The organism is Chryseobacterium sp. NG-CE01 (assembly GCF_055695505.1).
The window spans coordinates 1,188,265-1,202,675 of record NZ_CM146369.1; the positions used below are offsets into that span (position 1 = coordinate 1,188,265).

The 14,411-nt window shown below is 37.5% G+C and carries 15 protein-coding genes; 12 read left to right on the forward strand and 3 right to left on the reverse strand.

Annotation, left to right across the window (positions count from 1 at the left end):
* Positions 1–71 precede the first annotated feature (71 nt).
* Genes ACYT6F_RS05810 through ACYT6F_RS05840 form a run of 7 tightly spaced genes read left to right on the forward strand, consistent with a single transcriptional unit; the run spans position 72 to position 7,670 of the window.
* Positions 72–1,250, forward strand: coding sequence for an HlyD family secretion protein (locus ACYT6F_RS05810; protein WP_472600296.1), 1,179 nt, complete (start codon positions 72–74; stop codon positions 1,248–1,250).
* The gene (locus ACYT6F_RS05815; protein WP_472600297.1) at positions 1,250–3,409 is read left to right on the forward strand and encodes a peptidase domain-containing ABC transporter; all 2,160 of its coding nucleotides are present in this window, start codon (positions 1,250–1,252) and stop codon (positions 3,407–3,409) included. The genes ACYT6F_RS05810 and ACYT6F_RS05815 overlap by 1 nt, the downstream gene beginning before the upstream one ends.
* A 47-nt stretch (positions 3,410–3,456) precedes the next feature.
* Positions 3,457–4,791: a TolC family protein gene (locus ACYT6F_RS05820; RefSeq protein WP_472600298.1), complete on the forward strand. Its 1,335-nt coding sequence runs from the start codon at positions 3,457–3,459 to the stop codon at positions 4,789–4,791.
* Between the two features lies 1 nt (position 4,792).
* Complete coding sequence (locus ACYT6F_RS05825; RefSeq protein WP_472600299.1) at positions 4,793–5,383, forward strand: SprT-like domain-containing protein; 591 nt, start codon at positions 4,793–4,795, stop codon at positions 5,381–5,383.
* 2 nt (positions 5,384–5,385) lie between these two features.
* Entirely contained in the window at positions 5,386–6,468 is a 1,083-nt protein-coding gene (locus ACYT6F_RS05830; protein WP_472600300.1) for a mannose-1-phosphate guanylyltransferase, read from the forward strand.
* Between the two features lie 31 nt (positions 6,469–6,499).
* Entirely contained in the window at positions 6,500–7,168 is a 669-nt protein-coding gene (locus ACYT6F_RS05835) for a hypothetical protein (RefSeq protein WP_472600301.1), read from the forward strand.
* Positions 7,131–7,670, forward strand: coding sequence for a GNAT family N-acetyltransferase (locus ACYT6F_RS05840; RefSeq protein WP_472600302.1), 540 nt, complete (start codon positions 7,131–7,133; stop codon positions 7,668–7,670). The genes ACYT6F_RS05835 and ACYT6F_RS05840 overlap by 38 nt, the downstream gene beginning before the upstream one ends.
* 111 nt (positions 7,671–7,781) lie before the next feature.
* Here ACYT6F_RS05840 and bcp read toward each other — a convergent pair whose 3' ends face one another.
* Positions 7,782–8,231 carry a thioredoxin-dependent thiol peroxidase gene (gene bcp / locus ACYT6F_RS05845; RefSeq protein WP_472600303.1) on the reverse strand — a complete coding sequence of 150 codons (450 nt, stop codon included), beginning with the start codon at positions 8,229–8,231 and terminating at the stop codon, positions 7,782–7,784.
* A 33-nt stretch (positions 8,232–8,264) separates the two neighbouring features.
* Between bcp and ACYT6F_RS05850 the strand changes: the two genes are divergently transcribed.
* Positions 8,265–8,885, forward strand: a complete 621-nt coding sequence (locus ACYT6F_RS05850; RefSeq protein ID WP_472600304.1) for an endonuclease III domain-containing protein — start codon at positions 8,265–8,267, stop codon at positions 8,883–8,885.
* A 79-nt stretch (positions 8,886–8,964) separates the two neighbouring features.
* On the opposite strand, the gene ACYT6F_RS05855 is transcribed toward ACYT6F_RS05850, so the two are convergent.
* Positions 8,965–9,411: a DinB family protein gene (locus tag ACYT6F_RS05855; RefSeq protein WP_472600305.1), complete on the reverse strand. Its 447-nt coding sequence runs from the start codon at positions 9,409–9,411 to the stop codon at positions 8,965–8,967.
* Positions 9,412–9,656: 245 nt separating this feature from the next.
* Positions 9,657–11,453 (reverse strand): DUF885 domain-containing protein, encoded by a 1,797-nt coding sequence (locus ACYT6F_RS05860; protein ID WP_472600306.1) that lies wholly within the window; start codon positions 11,451–11,453, stop codon positions 9,657–9,659.
* Positions 11,454–11,699: 246 nt separating this feature from the next.
* On the opposite strand from ACYT6F_RS05860, the gene ACYT6F_RS05865 reads away from it, so the two are divergent.
* From ACYT6F_RS05865 to ACYT6F_RS05880, 4 genes are all read left to right on the forward strand, one after another.
* On the forward strand, positions 11,700–12,161 hold the full coding sequence (locus ACYT6F_RS05865; RefSeq protein WP_472600307.1) for a hypothetical protein: 462 nt from the start codon (positions 11,700–11,702) through the stop codon (positions 12,159–12,161).
* A 173-nt stretch (positions 12,162–12,334) separates the two neighbouring features.
* Positions 12,335–13,039 (forward strand): MotA/TolQ/ExbB proton channel family protein, encoded by a 705-nt coding sequence (locus ACYT6F_RS05870; protein WP_472600308.1) that lies wholly within the window; start codon positions 12,335–12,337, stop codon positions 13,037–13,039.
* 58 nt (positions 13,040–13,097) lie between these two features.
* On the forward strand, positions 13,098–13,496 hold the full coding sequence (locus ACYT6F_RS05875) for an ExbD/TolR family protein (RefSeq protein WP_472600309.1): 399 nt from the start codon (positions 13,098–13,100) through the stop codon (positions 13,494–13,496).
* Positions 13,497–13,528: 32 nt separating this feature from the next.
* A complete protein-coding gene (locus ACYT6F_RS05880; RefSeq protein ID WP_472600310.1) occupies positions 13,529–14,410 on the forward strand; it encodes a ferric siderophore ABC transporter substrate-binding protein in 882 nt (293 codons plus the stop codon).
* Position 14,411 lies beyond the last annotated feature (1 nt).

Genomic DNA, 14,411 nt, shown 5'->3' on the forward strand with positions numbered 1-14,411 from the left:
TCCCTTGTTTTTCGGTGGTATTTATTTACTCGATGGGGTTTTTACATTGTTTTCCTGTTCAAACAACGCAAATGAATTTTGGGATTTCATATCACCAAAAATCAAGAGAGTTCAAGGCAATTTATTACCGCTCTGATCTTATTATTTGGTTATTGGAAATTAAGAAACAAATGAGAAAAGCAATATATCTTACCATTCTATTAATGGTAATTTTATTTTTTACTTCTTTGCCTATCATTGAGATTCCCATTTCATCCTCTTCAAGAGGTTTGGTGCGATCTGTTCAAGAAAACACCAAAGTGTCATCTGTAGTTTCGGGCAAGGTGGTACAAAGCAGATTAGAAAGAAACAATCAATACATACAAAAAGGAGATACACTATTAGAAGTAGCTACAGCCCAACTTGATACACAAAAAAGTCTGCAAAGCAGCCAGAGTTCAGATTACGCAGCGCAATTATCAGATTTGCAAAAAATTTCTCGGGGGCAATTTGGAGGTTTGCAAACCGGGCAATACCAACGTGAGGTCTCTGCTATGCAGGAGAAAATTGCACAGGTGCAGACCCAGCTTTCTTTGGCACAAAAAGACTTCGACAGGGCAGAAACACTCTACAAACAAGGTGTAGTTCCAAAGGCAGAATATGACAAGTTTTTTTATAATCTCCAAGGGCTAAAAACTCAAATTTCGGGTATCAGAGAACAGCAAATCGCACAGTGGCAAGCCCAAAAAAGAGAGATTGAACGGCAGCTTCGTTCTTTGGGTTCAGAAATTCAACGTATTGGGCAGGAGCAGGAAAATTATATCGTTACGGCACCCATTTCTGGCAGATTGGTCAATTTTTCGGGCGTACAAAAAGGGAATTTCATTGTGCAGGCGCAAAATATCGGTGAAATCTCTCCGGAAGAATCTTTGATTGCCGAGTGTATGGTCTCACCAAAAGATATTGGATTCATTCAAACAGGACAAAAAGTAAGATTTCAAATAGATACATACAATTACAATCAATGGGGTCTTTTGGATGGAGTAGTGAAAGAAATTGATCAAAACATTACAGTAAACCAACAAACCGGGGAGGCTTACCTTAGGGTAATTTGTACAATGCAAAAAAATTATTTGCAGCTTAAAAATGGCTACAGAGGCAAAATCGGAAAAGGAATGACATTTACTGCACGGTTTCATCTCGTCGATAGAACATTATGGCAGTTGTTATTTGACAGAGCAGATGATTGGTTTAATCCGAAACTAAAATAATGAAGAAAGATATCTTAATAAAACAGCATGATCTAAAAGACTGTGGTGCGGCCTGTCTCGCATCGGTTTCTGCTTATTATGATCTAAAAATGCCCATCGCAAAAATTCGTCAGCACAGCCATACCGACACACGGGGAACGAATGTATTAGGAATGATACAAGGCTTGGAAAAAATGGGCTTCAATGCAAAAGGAGTAAAAGGTGGTACAGATGCCTTACCCGAAATACCTCTTCCTGCCATTGCTCACGTTATTACTAAAGAGCAATATCATCATTACGTAGTTATTTATAAAGTTAACAAAAGTAAGATTGAAGTAATGGATCCTGCTTTTGGAAGAATTGAAGAATACACTATTGAAGAATTCTCAAAAATCTGGACAGGTGTTTTAATATTGCTTGAACCTAACGAATATTTTGAACAAAAAGATGAAAAGACGAGTGTTTATAGTAGATTTTGGAATCTGGTACAGCCTCATAAAAACATTCTGATTCAAGCGCTTATGGGCGCCGTTGTTTATACCATTTTAGGATTATCCACTTCCATTTATATTGAAAAAATTACAGATTATGTTCTCATTGACGGAAACACAAGGTTGCTCAATTTGCTTTCTGTTGGGATGGTTGTTATTTTATTTTTTCAGGTTTATATTGGAATAATGAAATCGGTTTTAGTTTTGCAAACCGGACAAAGAATCGATAAGCATCTTATCTTAGGATATTATAAACATTTGCTGAAGCTCCCCCAAAGGTTTTTTGACACAATGAAAGTCGGCGAAATAATATCCCGGGTGAATGATGCCGTAAAAATAAGATCTTTCATCAATGATGTAGCGATCCAAATCTTTGTGAATATTTTTATTGTTGTTTTTTCTTTTGCATTGATGTTTACATATTATTGGAAACTCGCATTAATAACCGCATTAATTATTCCGTTCTATTTTATTGTTTATTGGCTTACCAATAGACTTAACAGAAAAGTAGAGCGTAGGTTGATGGAAGAAAGCGCAGAGTTGGAATCGCATTTGGTAGAATCTATAACGTCTGTAAAAACCATTAAGCAATTCGGAGTAGAAACTTTTGCCAATAATAAAACTGATAATGCATTTTCAAAGCTGCTGAAAACTATTTACAAATCTGTACTCAATAGCCTGTTTGCTGGAGACTCTTCCGAGTTTTTATCCCGGATTTTTACCATTATTTTACTATGGGTAGGCTCTGGATATGTGATTGACAGGACAATAACACCGGGAGAATTACTCTCTTTTTATGCTTTGATTGGCTACTTTACGAGTCCGGTTTCCCAATTAATCGGGATGCATAAAACTATTCAAAACGCTTTAATTGCAGCCGACCGCTTATTTGAAATTATGGATTTAGAGCGCGAAGAGACTACCGATAAAATGGATATTAAAAAGGAAAATATACATGATATTCAGTTTAAGGAAGTAAGTTTTAGCTATGGAAGCAGAACTGATGTTTTTGAAGACTTCAACTGTATTATAAAAAGTGGAAAGACCACTGCAATAGTAGGCGAAAGCGGAAGCGGAAAATCAACATTAGCTGCACTTATTCAAAATTTATATCCTTTAAAAAAAGGAAAAGTAATGATTGGCAATTATGATATTAATTATATTTCAAACCATTCGCTACGAAACCTGATATCGGTTGTTCCACAGCAAATCGATTTATTTTCAGGAAATGTAATAGAAAATATAGCTTTAGGTGAAGATTTTCCAGATGTACAAAAAATTCTAAACATAACAAAAGACTTAGGAATCTTAGCATTCGTAGAAAAGCTGCCAAACGGATTTCAAACGTATTTAGGAGAAAATGGAGCGTTGCTATCAGGCGGACAAAAACAAAGAATCGCTATTGCAAGAGCATTGTATAAAGATCCCGAAATATTAATTTTAGATGAAGCTACATCTTCTTTAGACACAGCAGCAGAGCAAGCAATACAAAAAACACTGGAGGGTTTTAAAAATCAGGGGAAAACAATGATCGTTATTGCCCATAGATTAAGCACTATTGCCAATGCAGATGAAATTTTGGTGATGAAAGAAGGTAAAATTGTAGAACAAGGAGATCATAAAGAACTCCTTTCAAAAGATTCTATTTATAAACAAATGTGGGAAAAACAAAGCATTTCTTTAAATTAATGTAACAAAAAATAAAATGCTTCGTCTAATAGGGAAAAATCGGAATTATGAAAAAAGTTTTGACTATTATTTTGGGATTATCTTGCCTGGCTGTCAGCGCCCAGAAAAAGTGGTCTTTGCGGGAATGTGTGGATTATGCTACCAAACATAATCTCCAGGTAATCCAAAATGAATATTCGAAACAAATGCAGGATCTTAACCTGAAAATTGCCAGAAAAAATTATCTCCCTTCTGTATCCGCAAATGCTGGAAATACAATAAGTTTTGGGCAGGCTTCTTTAGGAACGGGAAGTATTAGGAACGACAGGTTTGGCAATAGTGCAAATATTGGAGCTGACATCTTGGTTTATAATTACGGAAGGCTTGAAAAAACCATCAGAAAAACCGAATTTGATGTAGAAGCAAGTCAATATGATATTGAGACGATCAAAAATGATATTTCTCTTCAAATTGCACAACAGTATCTGACGACGTTGTTGAATAAAGAAATCGTTAAAATTTCCCAAGCTGCTGTTGAAAATGCACAAAAGCAGTATGACAGATCGAAAATTACCACTGAAGTCGGAACAACAGCTCAAACCGTGCTGGCAGAAGCAGAAGCCGGGCTTGCACGGGAAAAGCAGAATCTTAAAACAGCTGAAATAAACGTGGGAAGAAGCCTTTTTGCATTGGCACAGCTGCTGCAGCTTCAGGATTATAAAAATTTTGATGTTGAAGATGTGAATGTGCCGGATCAGCTGGCGCCGCAATTAATATCAGTCGATGAGGTTTTAACAACAGCGTATGAAACGCAGCCCCAGGTAAAAGCCGCCGAAAGCAGGATAAAATCGGCAGAAGCTCAGACTGAAGTTACCCGAACAGCGTTCTGGCCTACTGTGACGGCAAGCGCCGGACTAGGGACTTTTTATAATAATATTTTAACCCGATACGATCAATTTGGTAATCCAATTATTGATCGTACTTTCTTCAATCAGTATAATGATAATTTTGGACAGAATCTGGGGATTTCAGTAAATATCCCGATTTTCAACAAAGGCATTACCAAGCTTCAGGTAGAACAATCGAAGCTTCAGGAAAGTATTGCAAAAACAACACTGCAGCAGCAAAAGCAGGTCGTCCGCGAAAATGTTCAGAAAGCCCAGTTTGACGTAGACGCCAACTATGAAATTTATTTGTCTGCCCTTCAGGCCGAAAAAAGCACTAAATTGGCCCTGGATTTTGCCGATAAAAGCTATGCAGCAGGCAGATCAACAATCTACGATGTCAATATTGCAAGAAATAACTACGCCAATGCACAGGGATCTGTGGCTCAGGCTAAATACAATTATCTTTTCAGCCTTAAATTGTTGAATTTCTATGCAGGAATTCCACTAAGTTTGTAAAATGTCTATTCAATCGTTAGAAAAATATTTACCCGAACACACATTACAATATTTAAAAGTTTGGTTTGCAGATTATTATATTCATATAAAGATTACAAGAAACAGAAATTCAAAGCTGGGAGATTACCGCAAACTTCACGATAATTCACATGAAATTACCATCAATTCTACGTTGGTTCCGGAACTTTTTTTCTTCGTACTTACCCACGAACTTGCCCATCTTCTCGCCTTTGAAAAATACGGCAGAAGAATTTCTCCGCACGGCAACGAATGGAAAGAAACTTTCAGACAAATGCTCTTACAGAGTATTGATGTTTACAGTGAGAACCTGAAACCGATTATAGTAAAATTCTCCAGATCTCCTAAAGCCAACTTTATGTCAAGCCCCGATCTGGTTAAATATTTTCATATTGAAAAACAGGATGATACTCTTGTATTTATCGAAAAACTGCAAAAAGGGGATTTCTTTATTTACCGAAATGAAAAGTATTTATTGGAAGGTCTTATTAAAAAAAACTATCTTTGTAAGAACCTGGCCACCGGGAGGAAGTACTCTTTCAAACCTTTGGCAAGGGTAGAAAAATGCACTTAATAATGTCAAAATCAAATAGATATTGCGTGATTATGGCGGGAGGAATCGGCAGTAGATTCTGGCCTTTAAGTACGCGGAAATTTCCGAAGCAGTTTCAGGATATTTTAGGCGTGGGACGCACGATGATCCAGCAGACATACGACAGGATAAGCAAGCTTATTCCTGCTGAAAATATATTTGTGATCACCAATAAAGAATATGTAGAGCTTTCTCATCAGCAGCTGCCGGAAATTCCTCAGGAAAATATTGTAGGAGAACCCCTGCTGAAAAATACGGCTCCATGCAATCTTTACATGGCTAATAAAATTGCTCAGATTGATCCTGATGCAACAATGATCGTTCTGCCGGCAGATCATCTTATTTTGAAAGAAGAAACCTTTCTGCAAAAAGTAGAGCTGGCTTTTGATCTTGCTTCTGAAAATGACTATCTCGTAACCCTCGGTATTACCCCTACAAGGCCGGATACAGGATATGGCTACATTCAGTTTGTTGATAAAAATGATTCTGATTATTATAAAGTAAAAACCTTTACAGAAAAGCCGATTTTGGAAATCGCCAAGAGTTTTCTGGAAAGCGGCGACTTCCTGTGGAATGCCGGAATTTTTATATGGAATGTTAAGAGTATCCATCATGCTTTTGAAAAATTCCTCCCGGAAATGACGCAACACTTCATGGCCTGCGAATACAATGCAGAAAGTGAACAGGGCTGTATTGAACTTATTTATCCTAAAGTACAGAAAATATCTATTGACAACGGAATTCTGGAAAAAGCGAAAAATGTATATGTGATCCCTGCCGACCTGGGATGGAGTGATCTTGGAACATGGACCTCAGTATTTGAGAATACGGAAAAAGATGAAAACCGCAATGCCACTCAACAAAAACATATTTTAACCTACAATTCGGAAGGCAATATCATCAATATAAAAAACAGCAACAAAGCCGTTATTGTAGATTCTCTGAAAGATTATATCGTTGTAGACACAGACAAAGTGCTGCTTATCTGTCCTAAAGAACACGATCAGTTAATTAAAGATTATGTGCTGGATTTGAAAAACCTTAAAAAGGGAGACAAATTCATGTAAAATAATTCCTGTTGATTAACGTTCCTAAAATATGGTAAAACTTACAAACAGACTCGTTGCATTCATTTGTATTGTATCCGGAATCACTTTATCTGCTCAGGAGAAAAAACAGTTTCCCAATGTCTCGGCAGTTTTGCAGAACATCGTTCCCAATACAAAAACGGATTCATGGATTCTCGTTCATAAAAGTTACGGTAAAGACAATATTATAAAACAGTCAGGGATAAAAGAGTATGAAACTCAGTCTTCGGGATTCAATATAGGAATTGCGGATGAAGATGCATTTTACTATATCGTGGATTTCTCTACAGGTAAACCCGAATATATCACAGATCTCACGGCACTGCGGAAATTTGTCGGTAAAGTAGATAATATCTATGATGCAGCGGTTTTTGCAGCTACAGAGGGCTATATTGTTGACGAAGAGTTCAGAGATCTGGCCGCTAATTATTATCAGGACAAATCCAATTATTACCTTGATCTGGGAAAGCTGACTTCAACAGAATGCCCGTATCAGAAAAAGCATTTTACTTTAACCATTCCCAAATCAGGAGAAATAATTTTAAATGCAAAAGATAACGGATCTTATATTGAGCTCTATAATAAAAAATGCACCAATAATCCGAGGTTACTGAAACTTGAGAAAAAAGAAGAACCTAAAGATGAGCCTAAAAAATCAAAACCTACAAGACGAAAATAAATTTTACGAAACGGAACGTCTGATTTTGCGTCCTATGAATTTAGAGGATGCGGAATTTATTCTTGATCTGTATAACAGGCCTAAATTTATTCAATATATAGGAGACCGCTATATAAGGACAGTTTCTGACGCCGAGCATTATATTCAGAGAAGATTTCTTCCTCAGTTTCAAAAGCTTGGCTTTGGAAATTATCTTATGCTTACAAAGGAAGGGCATCACAAGATCGGTGGCGTAGGAATATTTGAAAGAGACGGTCTTGATGTTGTGGATATCGGTTTTTCTCTCCTTGAAGAATTTGAAGGAAAAGGATATGCTTATGAAGCTGCGTTAAAAATAAAATCTGTCGGAATGAAGGATTTTGGGTTAACAAAATTGTCTGCCATCACAACAAAAGAAAATATATCTTCTCAAAAATTGATTGAAAAGTTAGGTTTAAAATTTCAGCGTTTTGTAAAAATTCCGAACGATCCTGAAGAACTGATGTACTACGAAACAGAGTAATTTATAGTTCTTTCTTCCGAACCATCACAATTGTCATGCTGAAAGCATCCAAGTATATTAGAAAATAGTATGGATTTGGAATTAGATGCTTTCAGCATAAACTTACATTAGCTATCCTTCCAGAATCTGTTCGGCTGCAGTTTTTGATGTCACTTTTTCAATAACTCTTTCGCAGATTCCTTTTTCATCGAAAATAAAGGTTGTTCTTACAATTCCCATATAGGTCTTTCCGAAGGTTGTTTTTTCCTTCCAGACTCCGAATTTCTCAAGAATTTCATGACTTTCATCCGCAATAAGATCATAAGGAAAAGCAAATTTACTGTGGAAATTTTTTTGCTTCTTTACAGAATCTCCGCTTATTCCCAACAGTTGGAATCCGGACTTTTCAAGCTTTGAATAATTATCGCTGAGATTGCACGCTTCTACAGTACAGGTTGGCGTATTCGCCTGAGGATAAAAGAAAATAACCAGTTTTTTTCCGATTAATTTTTCCGAATTTATTGTTTCTCCATCCTGATTGAGTCCTTCGAATGGTGGTAATTTATCTCCAACTTTCAACATAATGATTTAATTTTGTTCAAATTTAATTGTTAAATGACAAAAAAGCAAAGAGCCGAGCTCGTTCAGATAGAATTAGAAAAATTATATCCTCAGGTTCCGATTCCGTTGGACCACACCGATCCTTATACTTTAATGGTTGCTGTAGCACTTTCTGCACAGACAACCGACAAAAAAGTTAATCAGGTAACGCCCGATCTTTTTGCTGTAGCAGGAACACCACAAAGAATGGCAAAACTGGAAGTGTTTGAGATCAAAGAACTTATAAAAGAGATAGGATTGGCCAATACAAAAGCTAAAAATCTTAAAAGAATGGCAGAACTTCTTCTGGAAAGGCATAATGGAGTGGTGCCGCAAACTTACGAAGAACTTGAAGCATTGCCTGGAGTTGGTCACAAAACAGCGTCTGTAGTGATGAGCCAGGGGTTCGGATTTCCTGCTTTTCCGGTAGACACCCATATTCATCGTTTAATGACGCAATGGAAACTTACTTCAGGGAAAAACGTTTTGGAAACAGAAAAAGACGCAAAAAAATTATGGCCGGAAAGCGTATGGAATAAACTTCATCTTCAGATTATTTTCTACGGAAGGGAATATTCTCCGGCAAGAGGAAAAGGGGAGAAAGATTTTATTACGAAAATGTTGTTTGAAAAATAAAATCATCGCAAAATTCCCCTCCTTTGGAGGGGCGGCGAAAATCCGAAGAATCTTTGATGGATCGTTAACAATATATATATTAAAAATTATCCAATAATCTTCTGTGATAATTAATCTGCCCCAAATGATAGCTTAAATGCCCGAACAGATGAGTCAGGAAATATTCTGTAGTCATGGTATAGCCCAAAGGTTCGGACGGATATGCTTTCTGAAGATCTTCGGCGGATAAATTTTTAAGCACAAGATTCACGGTTTCTATAGTCTTCTCAATCTGCTGAATCAGTTCAGTTCCCGGAATGTCTTTTAATGAAAATTCAAGTTCCCTGTTTCTTATATAGTCTGAATTCCCAAGTATGGCCCCAATATAATGATTAAGGTTTCCAACCAGATGAAGACTAAGGTTCCCCGCTGAATTAGAAATGTTTTTATCGGTTTTCCAGATGTTTTCTTCGTTTTGATAAGATTCGATTTCTGTTTTTAATTTATTTAAATCTCTTGTGAAAAGAGATTGTAGACTTTGTATCATTTTATTTGATTTTTGTTCTGAAATATCCTTGGAAAAACTTAGTAACCGGGGAATCAATTTTAGTTTTATACTTTATAAATCCGTAAATGCTATCGTTTCTTTTAAATTCTGACTTATTAATAGTTAAATTCTGATAAAAAGGAGAAGAATTTATAAATTTGATTTTACCCCTCAAAGTTTTGGGGTATCTTATAATTTTCTATAGGAATTTGTCTATATCTTGTTCTTCCCGCGGTAAAATCAATTTATTTCTGTTTTTTCGCCCACAATTCCATTTTCCGGTTCAGAACATCCAAAGGAAGACAGCCTTGATTCAACACTTCATCATGGAATTTCGCCAGACTGAATTTGCTTCCCAGTTTTTTCTGATATTTTTCTCTCAGCTCACGAATTCTCAAAGAACCAATTTTATAACCCAAAGCCTGGCCGGGCATTGCCATATATCTTTCTACTTCGGCGGTGGCGCCTGCTTCATCGTAAGAAATGTTGCTTAAAAAGTATTTGATGGCTTCTTCCCGTGTCATTCTTCCGGTATGAAGGCCTGTATCAACCACAAGTCGTACAGCTCTCAGCATTTGATCACTCAGATAACCCATTTTCTGATAAGGATCCGTATATAAACCGAATTCCGGACCTAATGTTTCACAATAGTGCGCCCAGCCTTCACCATACGCTCCAAACCATCCAAATCTCATAAATTTTGGAAGATTAGTGTTTTCCTGCTGCAGGGAAACCTGGTAATGATGGCCGGGAATCGCTTCATGCAGAAATAAAGATTCCATTCCTGAAGTCACATTAAATTTGGAAGGGTCTGGAAGTGGGACATAAAAAATCCCCGGTCTTTTCCCATCCGGTGTACCCTGAATATATTCCGCACTTGCGCTCGCTTCCCTGAATTTTTCCGTCTGTCTGATCTCAAACTTCGTTTTTGGAGTTACGGAGAACATGGTTTTCAGCTTAGGAGTGATCTTCGTTAAAATTCCATTGAAAGCAGCGAGCACCTCTTTTGATGTTTTGTAAGGCATCGCTTTCGGATCTGTTTTTACATAGCTGATGAATTCTTCCAGCGTTCCGGTAAAGCCAACCTGCTGTCTCACCTTTTCCATTTCATCGCGAAGCATGGCAACCTGCTGCAGCCCGATTTTATTGATTTCTTCTGGCGTTTTATTGGTAGTGGTCCAGCTTTTTGCGTAATACTGGTAAATTTCTTTTCCGTTGGGCAGACTGTTGTAACCGTCTGTGTCTCTTGCTTTAGGCAGGTATTCTTTCTCTAAAAAATCTCCCATTTTTGTATAAGCAGGGATGATCTTTTGTGTAATAGCATCTTTGTAGAGTTTTGAGAATTTTTCTTTCTGCTCGTTTGTAAAATTTGTAGGGAATTTCCTGATCGGGCCATAAAAAATATTCTTCTCCAGGTCAGTTGAGGTAATTTCTTCAGCTCTCATCTGTGGGATCATTTTTACGACCAGTTTTTTAGGCAAAACCATCTTATTGCTGATGCCTTCGCGGAAATTATCCGTTGCGGCATTCATCCAGTCGGGAAACTTCTCCATTCTTTTGAGCCAGTCGCTGTAATCTTTTTCTGTTTTAAAAGGCTGGCTTCCCTCTCCGCTTCCGTACAGGGGAAAGTTCAGCGGAAGTCCTCCAAACTGCGTGAAAGGAATATACTCCGGATGATAGTCATAAGCCTGAATTTTATCTTTCAGCGTAAAATCCAACACATCATAAACCACTTTCTTTTCATCAGAAAGACTTTTATAGTCCACATTTTCAAGCTGTTTCTGTACCGAACGGTAGAAAGCGACTTCTCCCGAAATAAAATCCTTATCAATGGTGATCGGAAGCTGGTCATTATATCTCAGATCTCCCTGAGCCGTGGCATCGAGCGGGTAAAGCTTCAGGTACTGCTCATAATAATTGGAAGCAATAGAATCGATATTGGAGGGTGTGACTTTAGTTAAAGGGGAATCAGATTTTTTGCAGGAAACCATGCTTATGGCAAGGCTAAGGCCTACAATACTTTTTGATAAAATGTTTTTCATTCTTCAGAATTCTTTATGAAAACAAATGTAAATATTAAAATGATTGATTTTATCATCAACATTGAAAAACACCAAAAAAATCAAGAGAAAGGGTTTATAAATAAATTAGCCTTAAATGCTTCATTAAATTAAATAAAGCCAAATTTTTAAAAATAATTTTCAAAAAATTTTTCACGTTCAATCTATTTTTTATCTTTGTTGAAAACGTTTAACAATCATATTATTACAGCTCTTTTTTAAGAAAAAATGAAAGGGATTTTAAAAATTTACCATCCGGATGAAACGCTAAAGTACAATATCAGAAACACTTATTGTAAAGCGGTTTACAGCAACCAGCAGCATTTTTTAGAGGTTGAGATTATCACGGATGATGGTCTGGATCATGTAGAAGATGATTCTCTCCAGTACAACTTTCCTCAGCTTTCACTTGAAGTTTTTGATTTCCCTATCGAATCTGCGGAAATAGAAGGAAAAACAATTACCATTAACGATTCCGATGAGGATACTTTTACCGAAGTAGATCTTTTTGATGATGAGGACGCTTTTATCTACGATAACGAGCTGCAGTTTGACAGAAATGAAGAAGGAGAATTGCAGGTGATATGGAAAGGGACCATTGATGATTTTTACACAGGTTCCGGAAATCCCATTCCTTTCAGGCTCAAATGTGAATTTAAGCAGGATGAAATTGAAGTAGACGAAGATTAATTAATCTTCTCTCTTCAACGAAATTTAATATCAGATTCTTTTCAGATTTTTTGAAAGGAAATTTGCTGTTGTGGAAAATAACAGATTTTAATTTGTTTTAAGCATTTTTTAAGATACCAATTCATAATATTCCACTACATTTGTCGTTACAACTCTTATAAAAATACAGATTAATGCTGATAACGGAACTTACTCAGGTTTTATTTGCACAGGTTGCTGCGCCGGCGGTAGCGGCAGACGATTTAGAATTTTCATTCTGGAAGATCATGTTTCACGGGGGAGCTTTTGCCAAAATAGTAATGGTAACCGTGCTCCTGTTAGGTGTGTTTTCTGTTTACCTCTTCTTTGAACGTTTTTTCTTTATTAAAAGGCTGACTTCAAAAACAGATCCCAACTTCATGGATAATATTGAAGACTTTATCAAAGAAGGAAAAATGGAATCTGCACTGGACTACTGTAAAAGACAGAACTCTCCAGAAGGCCGTATTCTGGAAAAAGGAATTTCAAGATTGGGAAGACCGGTTTCCGATATCGTAAGCGCGATGGAATCCCAGGCACAGGTTGAGGTTGCCAATATGGAAAAAAACCTGAACCTTTTGGCTGTAGTACCCAGTATTGCTCCGATGTTAGGACTTTTAGGAACGGTAATCGGGATGATTATTGCTTTCTTTAACCTTTCCCATGCAACCGGTTCTTTTTCGCCTAAAACATTATCAGAAGGTATTTATACGGCGTTAGGACAGACTGCGGTTGGTCTTGCAGTAGCAATCCCGGCGAACTTCTTTTACAATTTATTATTAACAAGAATTGATAAATTTGTATTGAAGGCACAGAACATGTCCGGCGAATTTTTAGATCTTATCAACAAACCTTTATAATCTTCATGTGAAACCGCAAGGTTCCGTCTGATCATTAAAAATTAACAAAAGTAAAAAGATGAAAATTCAGAGAAGAAATAAAGCAAATCCCGAGTTCAGTCTCGCAGCGATGACCGATGTTATCCTTTTGATGCTGATCTTCTTTATGGTGACATCATCAGCGGCCAATCAAAGTGCCATTGATGTAAAACTGCCTAAAACGGGAGCTGTTGAAGATAATATACCGAATCCTTTAACGGTAAGCATCAAGCCGGACGGGTCTTACTTTATAGACGACAGTCCTGTAGGAAAAGCACAGCTGGAGCAGACAATCGTTAATAAACTGGCCAATCAGACCAATAAATCTTTTACGATCCGGGCTGATGAAAATACCATGCACAAAGATGTTGTTTTTGCAATGGAAATTGCTGAAAAGTATAAATTCAATATAGCCATTGCAACAGTTAAGGATAAATAACAATCCGGAATTCACCGGAAGATCTTTTTAAAATGAGAAGCGATATTATAAGCAGAAACGAGCAAAATAAAGACCGGGTAAAAAGTGCATTGCTTTCTATCCTGATCTGGTCTGCCATCCTGCTTTTTGTTTTTTTATATAAGCTGAAACCGGAGCTGGATCAGGAGCCGGAAATTATAACAACCATGCTCGTGAATTTCGGGGACAACCGTAACGGAAACGGTGTGGAAGAGCCTGCCGATCAGCCGGGAAGTCTGGCTGCAGCAACGGAAAACGTTACAGATCCTGCAGAAGCCGCTGTTCCGGAAACCAAAACAGTATTAAAACCTGAGCCGCAACCGGAAACTCAAAAGTCGGAGGCTAAAGAAAAAATCATCACCGGAAACAATTCAAAAATCAGTGTTCCGAAAAAAGAAGAATCCAAAGCAGAAACCAAAAAGTCAGCAGCAAGCACAAGCGCCACTAAAAATACCAAAAAATCAGGAGCGGTAACCTCCAATTCAAAAACCGGAAATGGTGACGGAAAAGGAACCGCAGCCATCGGAAATCTTATCAGAGGAAGAGGAACTAAAGCCGGAAGCCAGGGAGACGGAAACGGCATCGGAAATGCAGGAGATCCTTTGGGAGGCGACGGGAACGGTGACAGCAGAGTAGGAATAGACAGAAAACTGGTAGGATTTATTCCCGGGACAATGGGAAGAGGAGGTGCCCAGCCGGCCAACAGCTGTACGGCAAGCGGAACAATCACCATATCCTATACCGTTGATAAAGCCGGAAATGTAGTGTCTGCAAGAAGAGCAGGCGGAACATCTGATCCATGTATTACCTCAAATGCCATTTCATGGGTAAAGAAATATGTAAAGGCAGAGAAAGCCAGTGTTTCTTCCACGGGAACGTACAAAATTACTTTCTAAA